General features: G+C 65.0%; 11 protein-coding genes. 5 read left to right on the top strand and 6 right to left on the bottom strand.

Annotated elements, in window-relative coordinates; all coding sequences use genetic code 11:
* Positions 1-24: 24 nt before the first annotated feature.
* Positions 25-1782 (bottom strand): ShlB/FhaC/HecB family hemolysin secretion/activation protein, encoded by a 1758-nt coding sequence (locus JHW40_RS22470; RefSeq protein WP_090610403.1) that lies wholly within the window; start codon positions 1780-1782, stop codon positions 25-27.
* On the opposite strand from JHW40_RS22470, the gene JHW40_RS22465 reads away from it, so the two are divergent.
* Positions 1781-2059 carry a hypothetical protein gene (locus JHW40_RS22465; protein ID WP_139208091.1) on the top strand — a complete coding sequence of 93 codons (279 nt, stop codon included), beginning with the start codon at positions 1781-1783 and terminating at the stop codon, positions 2057-2059. The genes JHW40_RS22470 and JHW40_RS22465 overlap by 2 nt on opposite strands.
* Here JHW40_RS22465 and JHW40_RS22460 read toward each other — a convergent pair.
* Positions 2044-2697 carry an OmpA family protein gene (locus tag JHW40_RS22460; protein WP_244519086.1) on the bottom strand — a complete coding sequence of 218 codons (654 nt, stop codon included), beginning with the start codon at positions 2695-2697 and terminating at the stop codon, positions 2044-2046. The genes JHW40_RS22465 and JHW40_RS22460 overlap by 16 nt on opposite strands.
* Positions 2698-2823: 126 nt before the next feature.
* Between JHW40_RS22460 and JHW40_RS22455 the strand changes: the two genes are divergently transcribed.
* The 4 genes from JHW40_RS22455 (at position 2824) to JHW40_RS22440 (ending at position 9374) form a co-directional block, all read left to right on the top strand.
* Positions 2824-3588 (top strand): PP2C family protein-serine/threonine phosphatase, encoded by a 765-nt coding sequence (locus tag JHW40_RS22455; protein ID WP_090610277.1) that lies wholly within the window; start codon positions 2824-2826, stop codon positions 3586-3588.
* On the top strand, positions 3588-4457 hold the full coding sequence (locus JHW40_RS22450; RefSeq protein WP_090610278.1) for a M15 family metallopeptidase: 870 nt from the start codon (positions 3588-3590) through the stop codon (positions 4455-4457). Before JHW40_RS22455 ends, JHW40_RS22450 begins: the two co-directional genes overlap by 1 nt.
* Before the next feature lie 54 nt (positions 4458-4511).
* On the top strand, positions 4512-6911 hold the full coding sequence (locus tag JHW40_RS22445; protein ID WP_170851700.1) for an ImcF-related family protein: 2400 nt from the start codon (positions 4512-4514) through the stop codon (positions 6909-6911).
* A 120-nt stretch (positions 6912-7031) separates the two neighbouring features.
* Positions 7032-9374, top strand: a complete 2343-nt coding sequence (locus JHW40_RS22440) for a type VI secretion system Vgr family protein (protein ID WP_090610280.1) — start codon at positions 7032-7034, stop codon at positions 9372-9374.
* Between the two features lie 8 nt (positions 9375-9382).
* Here the strand turns inward: JHW40_RS22440 and tagF are convergent, their stop codons facing one another.
* The 4 genes from tagF to tssK are packed head-to-tail and all read right to left on the bottom strand — an operon-like array spanning position 9383 to position 16086.
* Positions 9383-9859, bottom strand: a complete 477-nt coding sequence (gene tagF, locus JHW40_RS22435) for a type VI secretion system-associated protein TagF (RefSeq protein WP_170851701.1) — start codon at positions 9857-9859, stop codon at positions 9383-9385.
* Positions 9860-9863: 4 nt separating this feature from the next.
* Positions 9864-13406 carry a type VI secretion system membrane subunit TssM gene (gene tssM / locus JHW40_RS22430; RefSeq protein ID WP_090610282.1) on the bottom strand — a complete coding sequence of 1181 codons (3543 nt, stop codon included), beginning with the start codon at positions 13404-13406 and terminating at the stop codon, positions 9864-9866.
* Positions 13407-13409: 3 nt separating this feature from the next.
* Positions 13410-14744, bottom strand: coding sequence for a type IVB secretion system protein IcmH/DotU (gene icmH / locus JHW40_RS22425; RefSeq protein ID WP_090610283.1), 1335 nt, complete (start codon positions 14742-14744; stop codon positions 13410-13412).
* Positions 14745-14751: 7 nt separating this feature from the next.
* Positions 14752-16086: a type VI secretion system baseplate subunit TssK gene (gene tssK / locus JHW40_RS22420; RefSeq protein WP_090610284.1), complete on the bottom strand. Its 1335-nt coding sequence runs from the start codon at positions 16084-16086 to the stop codon at positions 14752-14754.
* Between the last annotated feature and the right edge of the window lie 11 nt (positions 16087-16097).

Raw genomic sequence — 16097 nt, 5'->3', positions numbered from 1 at the left:
GCGGCCTTCAGCCGCCTTCCGCGCTCAGAACCGGAAATTTCCCGAGATATTGAAGCGTGTATTGTCCGGGCCGTCATCCCGCTCTCCCTTGCCATACTCGACCCTCAAGGAACTGGACCGGAAACGCGATCCCGAATGTGAAACAAGATCGACGCCGATCCCGTAGGCATGTGCGTTCTCTCGCGACGATTCCAGACTGGTGGGCTGCTCGATGCTGACCTGACCGACCCCGGCGAAGACATAGGGGCTGATCATCAGCGGTCTGCCGCCCAGTTCGATGCTGCGCGGGCTGGAGACCTCGGCCCGCACCACCCAGCCGCTGTCGCCACGCAATTCGCCGGTGTCGAAGGCCGACAACTCGCTGACGCCGGCAATCGTGAATTGTTCCGAGGTCAGCAGCGGGTCGCCGAACGAGGTCTGGAAACGGCCCATCACCCCAAGGGCAAACCGCTCTCCCAAGGCGCGTTGATGGGTGACTGACCCGCCGAACTTGGTGAATTCCGGCTCTGCCCCCTGCCGCGACAGCGGGATGCCGTTGCCGGTATCGTCAAGCCCACGGGCGCCCCATGCGTCGATGCCGCGCGACAGGATCAGCCCGACCTCGGACAGGTTGCCGTCGGCATGGGTATGGGACAGGCTCAGCCCGGCGCGCAGGATGGTCATCCGGTCGCTGAACAGGGGTTCGTCGAAGCCGCGCAGCCGCTGTTCATCCTTCTGCCGGTCGATCATGAACTGGCTGGTCAGGTTCGTCTGGCGCGACCGGATCCAGGGATAGACGATCCGGAACGACTGCCGGTCGAAATCCGAACGGGTCGGCGCCTCGTCATTGTCGGGCGTGGTATCGCTTTTCGTCAGCTCGACATTGACGGCAAGGCCCGAGGTCCCGATCGGAACCAGCGCGCCAAGCGCCATGACCCGGTAACGCGGATCGCCCGACAGGAACGCCTTGGGCGATCCCGACAAGCGACCATAGATCGTCTCGCCATAACGGAACGGGCTGTTCAGCTCGATCCCCGAATTCAGAACGACGCCGTTCAGGTCGTCTGGCCCGATACTGCCCAGTTCCGTCGGGGCGAAATTGTCGAAACCGACGAAGCCCGTCACCTTGCGATATTGCGGGTCCAGCGCAATCACCGTGCCGCCCGGACGGCTGCCAGTGGCAAGCGCCGACCCCAGCGCCACGCCCGACACATCGCCCGCCAGCAGCAACTGACGCTCGAGTTCAGTCATGGACAGGCCGGGGCGCCCGACCAGCGGCGCGGTCAGGGCTTCGATCCGGCGGCGGATTTCCGGCGGTGCATTGGTGGTATCGACGGTTTCGACGAAGCCATCGACGACGGCAATCCTCAGCGTGCCGCCATCGCGCAGCGTCTGTTCGGGCAGCACCACCCGGGTCAGCACGAACCCCGCCTCGGCATAGGCGGCCTCCAGATCGGCCGTCGCCGTGAACAGTTCGGAAACCGGAATGCGGCCACGGGTCAGGCGGGCCTCCAGGGCGGCATGTGCCCGCGCCATCTGCGGGAACCCCCCATCCAGCGCGACGCCCGAAAGGGTGATTCCGATCTGCTCTGACCCCGGGGGGGCCTGGGTGCCGGTCTGCCCGGTAAACACGACCGAGCCCGACAGGTTCTGCAACGGCGGCTGGAAGGATTCCGGGGTGACGGCGCTTGCAGTCTGCGACAGGGCGGCGGAAGGCAGCAGACAAAGCAGCGCCGCCGAGGTCATCAGGACCCTTCGCCAGCATGCAGGATCGCCCGTTCCAATGCCGCCGGTCTTGGGCATGTCGATCCCTCCCTGCATGATTAACCAAGAGGATTGCAATTTCCTTCAGATTAATCCTTTGAATCCATCTGTCCAGATTTTTATATTACGCGTGATTTACGGTCGAATATCCATTCCTGATAGATATTTATTGGAAAACACAAACGCACAGCCAATGCCAACCGCGACGGGTGGCAAGGCGCTGAAAATTCCAAAATCAACAGGCCGGGAAGCTGCCCGGCCCGGCATTGTTCCGATTCGCGTCGACCGGCCTTTCCGTGGTCAGCTGAGCGCCTGAAATTCCACGCGGCGATTTTCATCCGCGCGGGGATTCTGGGTGTTGAACGGAAAACGCATGCCCATTCCCATTGCTTCCAGTCTCGACGCCGTAATTCCGCAATCCTCGATCAGATAGCTCGCGACTTCTCTGGCCCGCAGAACCGAAAGCCGCTGGTTATATTCCTCAGAGCCTGCCGCATCGGTATGGCCGATGATCCGGAACAGATGGACGTCGCTTTGCTCCATCGCCTGACAGATCTTGTCCAGCCGGGGCTTCTGGTCGTCCGACAGCGCCGCGCTGTCAAAGGCGAACCTGATCTGAAGATTGACCTGCAATTCCGGGGCAAGCTGGCCGAAAACCACAGGCTGCACCTGTTCACCGGTCGCTGTCAGGGGACGGTTCGGGTCGGCCGGCGCGTCACCGGACGTTACCGATACGCTGTCAGCGGCAATCGTTTCTGCGGGATCGTCGATCGTAACAAGCTCAAGCCCGCGGGTCTTGCCCAGCCCGCTTGATTGCAGTTCGTGAAAGGCCGCTTTCTGCTTTTGCCACACGTCCAGCACATCATCGACCGAAAGATTGTCCTGCGCAACAGCAGGCACGACGGCCACGATGCCCCAAAGGGCAGAGACCGGAAGGGTCAGCATGAAACGCATGGCAATGCTCTAGGAAATGTTTTGTGATCGTCTGAGGCTAGGGTATCATTATTCAGATAATAATTCAGCTGTTTTTTTGAGGCTGACGACCATGTCGATACTCTTTCGGATTGAAAGGTGCCTCTGATGTCTGCGTCGATCACCCGTCAGCCGCCGATACCGCCGATTACCGCGCCGCCCGTATTTCGGGGAACCGGTCTGACCCATGCCGGGCGGGTGCGCGAGCGTAACGAGGATGCCATCCTGACCGACCCCGAAGGGGTGCTTTGGGCGGTGGCCGACGGGATGGGCGGCTATGGGCATGGCGACGTGGCCGCCGATATCGTCATCGAGCATATTGCGGGTCTGTCCGATGATGCGCTGGCCGCACCCGGCCTGCGGATGCGGATCGAGGAAGCCAACCGGGCGATCCTTGCCCGCGCCGCCGACGCGGGCATGAACCGGATGGGCGCGGCGGTCGTGGCGGCGATGATCAAGAACTCTATCGCGACCATTGCATGGGTTGGCGATTGCCGGGCCTATCTGTGGCGACGTGGCATCCTGCGGTTGCTGACGCGGGATCATTCCGTCGTGCAGGAAATGGTGGATCAGGGGCTGTTGCGCGATGAGGAACGCGAACTGCATCCCGAACGTCATGTCGTCACCCGCGCTGTCGGAATTGACGCGCAGGTCAGGGTCGATACCGTCTCGGTGCCGGTGATTGCAGGCGACCGGATGCTGCTCTGCTCGGACGGATTGACGACCTGTCTGCCGGATCAGGAAATCGCCGCGATCATATCCGACGCCGCCGATCCCGAAGGGTTGTGCCGGGCCTTGGTCATGCGGGCGCTGGAACTGGGCGCCCCCGACAATGTCTCGGTGATTGGGGTCTTCGCCTCGGGGGATGGCTGATGCGGCAGGGGGCGCTGATCGGGCCGGTCATCGTGGCGATCGGTCTGGTGATCGCAGCGGTCGCGTTTGCGGTGGTCGGCGCGCTGCTGGAAACCGCCGATGGCAGCGCCGAATTGCGGCTGAACCGCAACGAGGCCGAACTGGCCCGGCAGCGCAGCGACATCGAGGCGTTGCGGGCCGAATTGCGCGATGCCCGGATCGAGATCGACCGGCTGTCCGAGGAACTTGCGATGCAGGCCGCGCAGCCGCGTTTCGCCGCGCCGGTCGCCGCGCCCGACGTGACGGTCCTTGCGCCCGACCTTTCGGCCCAGGATCATGGCGGCGTCACCCAGATGACCGAGGTGATGCGCCTTGCCAGCGCCCGTTTCAATACCGGCATCAGCCAGCCCGGCAACCGGGTCATGCTGGAAATTCTGGGTCAGCCCCGCGACAGCTATTCCGACGACTGCCAGCCGGTGACGCAACCGAAGCTGCAATCGCTGCTGGAGACGCGGCAGGTCGGGCCGGTCAGGGTGACGATGATCAAGCCCGCGCTGGACAGTCTGGAACGGATCATGACCAGACTGCAACAGACCGAGCCGGAAATCCATGACGCGCTGGGAACGGCGGGCGCGTTATGCGCACGGCTGATCCGCGGATCACGCACCGCCGTATCGAACCATTCATGGGGCACTGCCATCGACCTGAAGCTGGAAGACCAGCTGGACGCCTTTGCCGATGGCGGCACACAGTTCGGCCTGCTGTTGCTGGCGGAACTGTTCAACGAGGAAGGCTGGTTCTGGGGCGCCACCTACAGCCGCGAGGATTCGATGCATTTCGAGGTCGGGGTCGAAACGCTGCGGCAATGGCAGGCGGAAGGCAGGTTATAAGCCATGCTCGCCGGGGCCGCGCAACCTTCGCCTTTTGATCACGCGGCAGAACCCATGCTGATGATGATCGACGATCTGGACCTGCGGACCGAGCGGGGAGAGGCGCGGCTGATCGATGAGGCGCGGGCGCTGCTGGACCGGTTCGAGGCCGAGGCATTGCAGGCCGGTGCGCCCAGGGCTGCGATCAGACCCGCCCGCTATGGGCTTGCGGTTCTGCTGGACCACCGGGCGCGCACGCTGCCGCAGATCGAGCTTGGCAAATGGTCGGTGCTGGCGGGTCGGCAGTTGTTTGATGGGCGCGACATGTCACTGGCGCGGATCCGCGAATTCCGCAAGGCGGCGGCCGCGCAGGGCGACGGTTTTGCCGATCTGGAACATTTCCTGTCCGGTCTGATCGCGCGGACCGAGGCAGGCCGTCATGCGCATCGACGCGGCGGCAACGGCGGCGGATGGGGCCGGAAGGTTGCGGGCTTCGTGCTGGCATTGACGCTGGGGCTGACCGGCTATGCCGGTTTTCTGGAGCTGCGCTATCATCAGCGCATCGCTGCCGGTTTCGAAGCCGAGGCACTGGCCATCGGTCTGGACCAGCCGCATCAGGGGGATGATCTGGTCCGCCGGCTGGATGACATGCGCGCCGCCGTGGACCGGGTGGCCGATGCGGCGGCGCGGGCACCGTTCAAGCGGCTTTTGCGGCTGCCAGCCTATGACAGCCAGACCCGTGCCGAGGTAATCTATGCGCGGGCCGTCCGCAGCCACGTTCCCGCGGCGATTGCGGCCGGGATCGAAACGGTTCTGGCGACCGAGGGCGACGGGCTGGTTCTCTATGACGCCCTGCGGGCCTGGGCGGTCCTGACCGGCGGGGATGATTCGAGCCCCGGCTATCTGGCCGGATGGCTGGAAGATAACGGCCCCCGCGCCGGGCTGGCCGGACTGCACCGGCATGTCGGCTGGCTGGGCGGCCCTTATCCCGACATCGTGGCGCAGGATGCCGAATTGCGGGCGCAGGCGCAGGCTTTTGCCGCGGAAACCGCCGAACCCGATCGCGCCTGGCTGGAGCTGCTGCGGGCAGAACAGACGCGCGCATTGCCCGGCTGGCGACCCGATACAAGGGTGCCGGACCTTTCCCGCGTGCTGTTTCGCCGCTCTGGCCTGCCGCTCGACGCGCCCCTGCCGGGCATCTTCACCCAGGTCGGATGGGATCATGCCCGCGACTATGGGGTCGGCGTGGCCGTGCGCAAGGCCCGTGCCATCGCGCCGGTCGTGACCGGAAGGACCCCGCCGCCGGAAAACAGCACGCCCGATCTGCTGATGGACCGGCTGCTGGACCGGACCGTCGAGACCTGGGAAAACTGGCTGGCCGATCTCAGGGTGCAGCCCTTCACGCAGCGCGATACCGCAATCGTCGTTTCCGGGCTGCTGGCCCAGCCCGACAATCCGCTGACCCAATTGCTGCGCGAGGTCTGGGTGCAGGTGGGCGGTCCCGACCGGCAGCGCGGCCATGAACAGCAATTGCGGCTGGCGCGGGAATTCGGCCCGATGATCCAATATGTCGAACAGGGCCGCATGTCCGAGATCGCAGCCCTGTTCGCCTCGCTGAATGTCGCGCTTGGCGCCCTCGATCTGGATCAGCGCCGCGGCATGGACCGGCTGATGAGCATCCATGACAGGGCGCGCTCGATCGCCGCGCTGCAAAGCGCGCCGCGAATCGTGGTGCAGATCGCCGAGGACGTGCTGGCGCAATCGGCCTCGCGGCAGTCGGCCATGACGGATGGCGGCAATCCGTTGGTCCGGCAATGGCAGCAGGAGGTCTTTCCGATGTGCCAGCAGGTCGTGCAGGGCCGCTATCCCTTTGCCGAAGGTCCCGATGCCGACGTGGATCAGGTCGCGGCATTGCTTGGCCCGCAGGGCGCGCTGAGCCTGTTTCTGCGCAACAACGCGCTGCCGCTTATGGAAACCGGGGAATCGCCGTGGCGCTGGAAGCCCGATGCGCGTTTCGAGGGTCTCGACCCGGACAGTGCGCTGTTCTTCGAACGTGCGGCGCAGGTTACCGAAGGGCTATTTGCGGATACCGGCACCATCGAGCATCTGCTGACGCTGAGCGCGCTGGCCGAACGCGGCCAGACCCTGTTCGTGATCGGCGGGGACGCCCGGCCAGTGCGGGCCACCGGAGAGCCGGTGCAGATGGGCTGGCCCGGCGCGTCGCCTGCGGCCGGAATAGAGATCAGCTTTCGCGAAGGCACCGACGCGGAACGGCTGATCTATCCCGGCGAATGGGGGCTTTTCCATATGCTTGACACGTTGCGCCTGCGGCTGCGCGACCAGGGGGCGCGGGTTCTGCTGGACCTGCGCAGCGATTTCGGCCGGGTGTTTCTGGAGATGGCCTTTGCCGACAGTCTGAATCCGGTTTCGGTGCGCAGCGCGATGGCGGGATTCACCTGCCCCCCCAATCTGTAAAAACCGCATCTGTAAAAGAACGCCAGCAGATCAACACAATTCCCGCAAGCCCGATTTGCCTGTATAGTCATATGGATTGCCGCAGGTCCGATGCGCCCCGCTGTTTCAAGGAGCAGCCCCATGCCGACCGAACGTTTCGCCGAACTCCAATCGCCTCTGCCCGGGGAAGACGCACTGGAATCCACGCCGATGGCGGAATTCTCGGGGCTGGCCTTCCACGGGATGCAGGGACGGGATTCGCTCAGCCGGTGCTTCGAATTTGATATCGCGGCCATCAGCGGCTCTGCCGATATCGACGCGGACAAATTGCTGGGTCAGGAAATCGGGCTGAAGATATCAGCCGATCCCGGCAACCCCGACCGCAAGCGGTTCTTTCACGGCATCGTCGATGCCTTCCGCTTTGACGGTCTCGACGACGAGGGGCACTGGCTTTACCACCTGATCGTGCGGCCCCGGCTTTGGCTGCTGAGCAAGACCACCGACAACCGCATCTTTCAGGAAATGACGGTCAAGGACATCGTCAGCGCGGTTCTGGATCAGCACGGATGTTCCGACTATGAATGGGATCTGCGGCGCAATCCGCCCTCGCGCGACTATTGCGTCCAGTATGGCGAAAGCGATCTGGATTTCATTCAACGACTGCTGGAACACGAAGGCATCTTCTATTTCTTCCGGTTCGGGGACGGCAAACACACATTGATCCTCAGCGACAGTCTGGAGACGCTGGTCCCCGCCGATGACTGTTCGTCGCTGCGCTATCGCGAAAGCATGGCGGATCGTCACACCGTCGCGGGCGTGATCACACAGTTCCGCCGGGTGGACAGCATCGTATCGGGCAGCCACAGCCTGACCGATTACGATTTCACGAAACCCTCGGCCGATCTGACGGCCATGGTCGAAAACAGCAAAACCCACAGCCAGGCCGATGGCGCGCGATACAGCTATCCGGGGACCTATACCGAACACGCCCGGGGCGCCGATCTGGCCGGTCTGCGCAATCACGAGGATCAGGTCCACGCCCATGTGATCACGGCGCGCTCGACGGCACCCGCCCCGGCGTCGGGCAATGTCTTCAAGCTGGCCGATTTTCCGCGGGATCGCGACAATATCGGCTATGCCATCGAGCAGGCGGTCTATCGCATCCGCGGCAACCGCTATCGCGCCCGGCAGCCTGACGCCCGCGCCTTTGCAGGCCGGGCGCTGCCCATGGACGAGGGGATGGAGCCCGAGGCCGAAGGCACGGGATTTTCCGCACTTTATACCCTCGTGCCGCAGGAAACGGGCTATTGCCCGCCGCGGGTGACGCGCAGGCCGGTCATGGCCGGGCCGCAGACCGCCGTCGTGGTCGGTCCCGCGGGCGAAGAGATCTATACCGACGAATACAGCCGGGTGAAGGTTCAGTTCCACTGGGACCGGCTGGGCAAATCGGACGAGCACAGCACCTGCTTCGTCCGGGTCAGCAGCGTGTGGGCCGGGGCGGGCTGGGGCTTCATCCAGATCCCGCGCATCGGGCAAGAGGTGATCGTCGATTTTCTGGAAGGCGACCCCGATCAGCCGATCATCACCGGCCGCGTCTATAACGCCGCGCAGATGCCCCCCTATGGCCTGCCCGGCAGCGCCACGCAATCGGGCTGGAAATCGAACTCTACCCCCGGCGGCGGCGGCTGGAACGAGTTGCGGTTCGAGGACAAGAAGGGCAGCGAAGAGGTCTATTTCCAGGCCGAGAAGGACCACAACGAACTGGTCAAGAACAACGAATCCCGCCACATCGGCAATGACTGGTCCGAAGAGGTGGTCCGCGATGCGACCCAATGGGTCGGCCATGACCGGACCGAGACGGTCGATAACAACAAGTCGGTGACGGTCGGCGTCGATCGCACCGTCAGTATCGGCAGCAATGACGACGAAACGGTGGGCAAGAACCGTTCCCTGACGGTGGGCGTGGATGAGACGATTGCGATCGGTTCGAACTCTACGGAAAGCATCGGCGCGAACCACCATCAGTCTGTGGGATCGAACCAGACCGTCCTTGTCTCGGTGGCGCGAACCGATCGGGTCGGCGCGGCGGAAACACGCATCGTCGGGGCCGGGCGGTCGGTGACGGTCGGGGCCGAACAGGTGCATGCTGTGGGCCGCGACGACATCTGGAGCATCGGGTCGGATCAGAAGGTCAGCATCGGCAAGAACCGCGTGACCGATATCGGGGAAAGCAGCAGCCTGTCGGTCGCCAAATCCAGCAGCCAGAGCATCGGCGAGGATCTGGCCATCAATGCCGGAAAAACCATCGTCATCGAGGCCGCCGACAGCATCACGCTGATCTGTGGAAGCGCCCGATTGCAGATGAAGAAGGACGGTACCATCCTGATCGACGGCAAGGATCTGTCGGGCAAGGCCTCGGGCAAGATCAACCTCAATGCCTCGGGCGACGTGATCATCAAGGGCAGCAAGATCAGCCAGAACTGACCTGCACGTCAGATGCCGGTCATGGCCCTGACGAAAGCCGCGGGGTCCTGCGCCGGCATCGCGGGCGCCCACAGCAGCGGCGGCACCAGTGGCTTGCCGCCCGAAGGGTCCGGCACCTGCCCCAGCGCCGCAGCCAGCCGGTCGGCATCCATCCCCCCCAGACCGGCAGCTTGCAGAACCGTCAGAACCTGCCCGGCCCACAGATCGATTCCGCCTTGTCCGACCGCCGGGGCGCGGGCGACAGCGGCCAGCGGAAAGGCCCGTCCGGCAGCGTCGCGACTGGGCAGGACCAGCAGCGCCAGCGGCGCATCGGCATGGGCGATCAGCGCGCGCAACCCGTCCGGCGGCCACAGCCCGGGGTTGTTCATGCAGGGGGCCAGAACCCGTGTCAGCCAGCGATCCACCACCGGCTGAACGCCCGCAGGCAGGCCACGCGCCACGAAATCCCCGCTGACCGGCAGCTTGCCAAAGAAACCCGTTGCCACCGCCCTAGAACCCGCGCGGGCAGCTGAAGCCCGAGAACATCGCCAGATCGAACGGGTTTTCGACCGAATTGGCGCGCAGCTCGAAACTGGCCGAGAACCCCTGCGCCGACAGTCGCAGCGCGAAGGCGTCGGGCTGCCCCGTCGGCGACAGCTGGCCGCGCCGGATCAGCCGCAGAAACGCCCAACTGCCGCTTTCCGAGGTGATGACCTCTCCGCTGCCATCCACCGGCGCGAAGCTGAGCGTGATCATGTTGGTGCCGTCCCGTCCGGGCCATGTCATCGGCTCGGGCCGGGTGGCGGCGTTGAAATAGCTCAGCACCTGACCATCGACATTCAGCGTCACCCGGCTGGCATTGGCCGACAGGTCCATAGGGTTCAGCGTGAAGGCCATGACCGGCCCGGAACCGCCCGGAAACAGCGCATCGCGCATCGAACGCGCCCGCTCGAACTGGGCCAGCAGCGTGGCGTCCAGCCCCAGATCGGCCCGCCATTGCCAGGGCCGGACCGTGGTGTCGATATAGGCCTGAAGGTTCTCGGTGGTAAAGCTGTCGATCAGCCCGTCGCGTCCGAACAGGCGCTGGAAGTCCTGCGTGTTCACGTCGATGCCCGAGGATTGATCGAAGGGATAGCGCCCTGCGGTCGCCGATTGGCAGAAGGGCAGCACATCGGCCCGCCACCGGGCATTCAATTGCGCGATCACCGCCTCGCGCGTGACGCTGATCGTATCGCCGGCAAGGCCCGCCACCCATTTGTCAACGGGATCGGGCAGGCGCGCGGCCTCGTTGGCGATGCTGCCGGTCAGTTGCGGCAGCCCGCCCCGGGCCAACAGCGCCGATTGCGGATCGGGACTGGCGGCGACGGTCTGCAATTCGTTCGACAATGCGGCCAGCGCCGTCACCGCATCACCCAACAGCGGAGGCTGGCCATCGACCTCTTGGACGGTGGCGCGGATCGCCACGAAATGGTCCGAGACCTGCTTGCCGGGCAGAACCGGCTCTTGGCTCGGGCCATCGCCGCCGCCCGGCCCCGCGACCTTCACGCCGGTTCGGATCAGCTTGCCCACCATCCCCAGTTTCCGGGTGGCCCGCATCCCGACCTGTGTCGCGGCTGCGGTATCGACGCCCTGCTCTTCGGGGACCGGGCGGGTCAGGTCGGTCTCAGCCACGACGGCCTCCAGCAGCCGTTTCAATGCGCTGTCGGCCGACGACAGATCCCGCAGATTGTGTTGCGCCTCGGCCAGATCAGAGATCGGGGCCAGCCGGATGTCGCGCAGAAAGCCATCCCACAGGGCAGTGAAATCGTCGTAATAGAGCTTGAGGATATCGGCCTCCAGCTGCTCTGCCGAGGCCGTGGCGCTTTCGTTGCAGCCACCGGCAAAGACGGCACGGTCCAGCAGCGCCTGCGCCGCGACCTCGGGCACCAGCGGCAGCACCGCATCGTGAAAACCGTCATAGGTAAAGGCGCCGGGCAGACCGATGCGCAGCGTCTTTTCCGACAGGCGCGTCAGCACGCGGGCGCCGTTCGGCCCGGCAACATCGGCGGGCACCCATTCCGCCAGTCCCGCCACCGCCCCGTCCGAGCGCAGGTTGCGATAGGCGCGGACCGCCAGCGGAATGGTGCAGATGCTTTCCAGTGCGACCGACACAAGCTGCGGATCGGGGGCGATCTTGGTTTCCTCGGACCGCATCCGGGCCAGCGCCGCCAGTTGATGATCGACGCTTTCATCGGTCGGGAACGGGTCGATGGGCGCATATTGGGGCAATTCGGTCTGCCACCATATCCCCAGGAATTCGGCGTCATAGGGGGCCTGTCCGGTCAGCATCTGATAGGCCTTCAACGCGTCCAGCAGGAACTCCGGGTCGCGGCTGTGCCGCCACATCGTCGCCTCCAGCATGGCCACCATCCGGGGTTCGAGGATGTTTCGCAGCGTCCGGTCATAGGCGATGGTGTTGACCTGTTCCAGTTCGGGTCGGGCGCCGGGGCCTGCCACGACCAGCGGGCCATCGGGGGCCGGGGTCGCGGCCTGCGCGGTCTCGTTCACCGCATCCAGCGCAAGGTTCAGGTCCAGCGGATCGGTCGGCGCCTGCCGGGCCGCGACATTGGCCAGCCGCGCGTTCAGATCGGCCAGCTGACGTTCCTGATCGCCAAGCACCCCGTTCCAGCGCAGATATGAGAACAGAAACAACGTGCCCGACAGAACCACCGCAGCCGAGGCGATGGCCAGCGCGCCGCGCCAGATCCAGCGGCGGCGTTCCTCGGCGCGGGGGTCGAAACGGCCCAGACCGGCCTCGGGGAAGATCAGCTCGGTCAGCAGATTGCGCAGAAAGAAGCTGCGCCTTTCACCGTGGCGGCGTTGTTCAGGGGGCGGCGCGGACAATCCCAGCGATCTGGCGATGCCGACCACCATCCGGTCGATGGGCGATCCCTCTTGCGTGGCCGAGGTGAAATAGACCCCGCGAAGCCACGGGCTTTCCTCATAGCGGCTTTCGCCGAAGACCGCCTCGGTCAGCACCTTCAGCGGCCCCGTCAGTTGGTTCAGCTGCGACGGAAAGCGGAACACGGCCGCCCGCTGCGGCAGGGGCAGGTCCTCGGCGATGCGGGCGCCCAGCCGTTTTTCCAGCGCCTCTTGCAGCACCTTCATCTCGCGCTCGACGGTCAGCCCATCGACCCGGTCGGCCGTGCCCAGTGTCGCCCCCCAGACCTGTTCGCGTTCGCGCGAATTGAGATCGCCGAAGAATTCCTCGAAACCCGGCACCAGATCGGTCTTGGTGATCATCAGATAGACCGGCAGCTTCAGCCCGGTCTGTTCGCGCAATTCGGCCAGACGCTTGCGGATCTCGCGGCCATGTTCGCGGATCGAGGTATCGTCGCCCGCCAGTTCCTGCACCGACAGCGCCAGAATCACGCCGTTCAGCGCCCGTCGTCCGCGATGTTTGACCAGCAGTCCGGTGAACCCCTTCCATTCGACGGCATCGGCATCGGGGTCCGATTGCTGCTGGACGTAACGACCGGCGGTGTCGATCAGCACGGCATCTTCGGTAAAGAACCAGTCGCAGTTGCGGGTGCCGCCGATCCCCTTCAGGTCGTCGGACAGATCGATGGGGAAATGCAGGCCCGACTGGCGCAGGGCGGTGGTCTTGCCGGTGCCGGGCGGGCCGATGATGACATACCACGGCATGTCGCGCAGGAATTTCCGCCCGCCCAGCTTGGACCGCTTCATCTGTTCCAGAACCGTCTGGAACTTTGACTGGACCTCGGCCAGACCTTCCTCTCCGGGGCCGGGTTGCGGCGTGGCGGCCAGTTCCGAGACGAAAACCCGGTTGGCTTTGGCGGCGCGCATCTGGCGCAGCAGGATCAGCACCAGCCACAGGATGATGATCGCCCCGATCACGACGATTCGCGTCAGATCCGGCGCCAGGGGCTGAAAGTCACCGACAGACACCAGCGGCCCATAGAACCAGATCAGCGCGCACAGCACCGCGATCCCGACCAGCGTCCACAGGAAGCGCGAGATCAGAAATCCGAAAACCTTCTTGAGCACGCGCATCGGTCAGACCTTCTTCTGCAGGACGATCTCGACGCGGCGATTGCGCGCCCGCCCTTCTGTCGTGGCGTTGTCGGCGATGGGCTCGGTCGCGGCCTTGCCCTCGGAACTGACCAGAGCGGCGGGCACGCCGGCAGCGATCAGCAGATCGGCGATGGTTCTGGCGCGCGCCTCGCTTAGTCCCTGATTCGACCTGAACGGATTCGAGGTCTGGACGGGAACGCTGTCCGAATGCCCCACAACACGCACCGATCCGATCAGATCGGCATTTTCCACGATGACGCCCGCGATGGATTGGATCAACGCATCATAATCGCCATTCACCTCGGCCCTGGCGGAACGGAAGACCTCGGGATCGGTGGCCTGAACGACCACAACGGCGACAGAGACATCCTCGCGACCCGACAATGCGTCCGCCCGGTCCGCAGGCGCGGCCTCGGCAAACAGCGGCAGGATCTCGAACAGCAGCGGGGCGGCGGTCATTTCCGGCAGGTCAGCGGTTTCGATCGCCGGGCGGAAGATTTCGGCACGCCGCGGCGGGGGCAGGACGCCGGCCAGCGTGAACAGGTGTTCGCCCCGGCTGGACAGCCGGATGCCAAGGCCGACATAGATCGCGGTAATCAGCGCCACGGCGATCAGGGCGACCGACCAGACCGGCACCGCAAAGCGGCGGTCCCCGTCTTCGGCAACGACACCCTGCCAATGCGGGGCAAGCGGTTCGTCCGCCGCATCGCGATCATGCAGCACGCGGGCCATCTGGGCGCGCAGGCGGGCGATCTCGGCCTCGCCCGCGGCCTGACTGATGCGATGCTTGCCCCGGAAACCCAGCGACAGGCAGAAAAACACCAGCTCCAGCAATTGCGGATCGCGGGCCGGATTGCGCAGCAGTTCCTCGGCCAGATCATAGAAGCGTTCACCGGCATCGACATTACCATAGATCGAGGCGACCAGCGGTTGTCGCGGCCAGCCGCTGGAACCGCCCCACGGCGTGTTGATCGCCACGTCGTCCAGCAGCGCGCCGACGAACCATGCCGCCTGATCCGCACGGGTCAGCGGCACCCCCGCCGTCACCGCCGCATCACGCGCCCGGATCAGGTTTTCCTGCAATTGCGTGCGCAACACTTCCGGGTTGTCGGGGGCGATGGCGCGTTCCAGTTCCGGGGCGATGCCCAGCAATGCGGCAAAGGCGCGGATCAGCGGATTGTCACTGGCCCGCGTATCCTTCAGGGGCGCGTTGTTGCCGGCAACGGGGGTTGCCTGCCGCCCATTGCCGGGGCGCCGTGAACGGATCCGGGTGCGTCCGCTGTCGTCTTCCAGCCCAAAGGGATCCTCGTTGGTCATATCGGCCCTATCGGTTCACCGCATAGCAATCGACTTCCGGCTCGCGCTCCAGCTTGCCTGCCACACCCAACACGAAGCCCGGCGCATTGCTCAGCGCCGCGTAATGTTCGGAATTGCGGTCCAGTTCCAGACACAGCCGGTCGCCGTCATAGGGGATCTCGCGCGGCTGAGAGTTCAGCGGCTTCAGCGCGATACCCGGCAGCTTCGACTTCCACAGCTTGTCGAAGTCGTCGGCCGCACCGACCGTCGCCTGATCGACGAAAATCCTGCGCAGGATCGTCTCGGACAGCTCGCCCCCGATGCGCAGCACGATCCGGCTGGACTTGATGGTCTCGGGATTGTCGATCCTGACCGTCCAGATGTTTTCGGAATGCCGCGACACCTGCAACGCATGGGATTTCGGCTCGACATGGCGCAGCGACAGCACCAGCGACCGCAGCGTATCGACCAGCGCCGTCCATGCCGCCTGCGGATCACCGTGGTCATAGGGCGGCAGTTCCGTCATCCGCCGGGCCGATGCGCCATAGGTCGCCATCCGTCCCGCCAGACCGGCCAGTTCGCCAAACAGCTCGGAAGGGTGGCAATCATTCTGCGCCATCAGATGATCCAGTCGTGGCCGGGCATTGTTGGCAAGTTCGAGGATCAGAAGGTTCTCCATCGAGGCCCCGGCCCCGCTCAGCACGATCGACGCATGTGCCGCCGCGATACGATCGACCCCTGTGACCAGTTCCCTCAGAAGCTGCCCATACCACGGCACCGCCCCGATATTCAGCGAGGGCGCCAGAAAACCCGGATCCAGCACCACAGCGCCATCCGAGGTCACCCCGGTCAGCCGGGCGACGGGCAGGACGGTATAGCCGCGCGTCTCTTCGCCGGGCAACAGCAGCTGGGGCGCCAGCCGCGCGATCTCGATTTCAGCGGGATCGGCGCCGCCATGGATCGCATCACGCACGGTGATATATGCGCCGCGATAACGCATCCCCGAGGATTCCGCATCGGCCGCGTCGATTTCGGCCCCGCCGGCGGTTTCGGAAGGGATCGCCAGATGAACCAGACCCGCATCGGCCTTGGCGCTGACCTGCACGGGGGCGACCGGCAGGCTGCCGTCGGGGACGGAAAAGATCGTACCGTCGGGCATCACGCCTTTGGCGGATGTCAACGCCATCTGCCCGGCCTCCAGCCCCGCACCATCCAGCTGCAATGCCGTAAAGCCGAAGCCCTGCAACGGCGTCGCCCGCAGCGCCTGCCGCACCAGCCATGCGAAATGGCGGTCCTGCTGCTGAAGATGCTGGGTCCGAAGATACTGCCCCTCGGACCAGACGACCTTGTTTCTGTCCGTCATGTGATCCCCGC

This window comes from Paracoccus alcaliphilus (assembly GCF_028553725.1).
GTDB lineage: Bacteria > Pseudomonadota > Alphaproteobacteria > Rhodobacterales > Rhodobacteraceae > Paracoccus > Paracoccus alcaliphilus.
Note: the sequence above shows the minus strand (reverse complement) of the source record. Positions and strands in the feature narration are given on the sequence as shown.

What these genes read in the sequence shown, in the direction of transcription:
- JHW40_RS22465 (WP_139208091.1), top strand. Translation starts at nt 1,781, where the DNA reads ATGTCGATCCCTCCCTGCATGATTAACCAAGAGGATTGCAATTTCCTT.
- JHW40_RS22470 (WP_090610403.1), bottom strand. Translation starts at nt 1,782, where the DNA reads ATGCCCAAGACCGGCGGCATTGGAACGGGCGATCCTGCATGCTGGCGA.
- JHW40_RS22460 (WP_244519086.1), bottom strand. Translation starts at nt 2,697, where the DNA reads ATGCGTTTCATGCTGACCCTTCCGGTCTCTGCCCTTTGGGGCATCGTG.
- JHW40_RS22455 (WP_090610277.1), top strand. Translation starts at nt 2,824, where the DNA reads ATGTCTGCGTCGATCACCCGTCAGCCGCCGATACCGCCGATTACCGCG.
- JHW40_RS22450 (WP_090610278.1), top strand. Translation starts at nt 3,588, where the DNA reads ATGCGGCAGGGGGCGCTGATCGGGCCGGTCATCGTGGCGATCGGTCTG.
- JHW40_RS22445 (WP_170851700.1), top strand. Translation starts at nt 4,512, where the DNA reads ATGCTGATGATGATCGACGATCTGGACCTGCGGACCGAGCGGGGAGAG.
- JHW40_RS22440 (WP_090610280.1), top strand. Translation starts at nt 7,032, where the DNA reads ATGCCGACCGAACGTTTCGCCGAACTCCAATCGCCTCTGCCCGGGGAA.
- tssM (WP_090610282.1), bottom strand. Translation starts at nt 13,406, where the DNA reads ATGCGCGTGCTCAAGAAGGTTTTCGGATTTCTGATCTCGCGCTTCCTG.
- icmH (WP_090610283.1), bottom strand. Translation starts at nt 14,744, where the DNA reads ATGACCAACGAGGATCCCTTTGGGCTGGAAGACGACAGCGGACGCACC.
- tssK (WP_090610284.1), bottom strand. Translation starts at nt 16,086, where the DNA reads ATGACGGACAGAAACAAGGTCGTCTGGTCCGAGGGGCAGTATCTTCGG.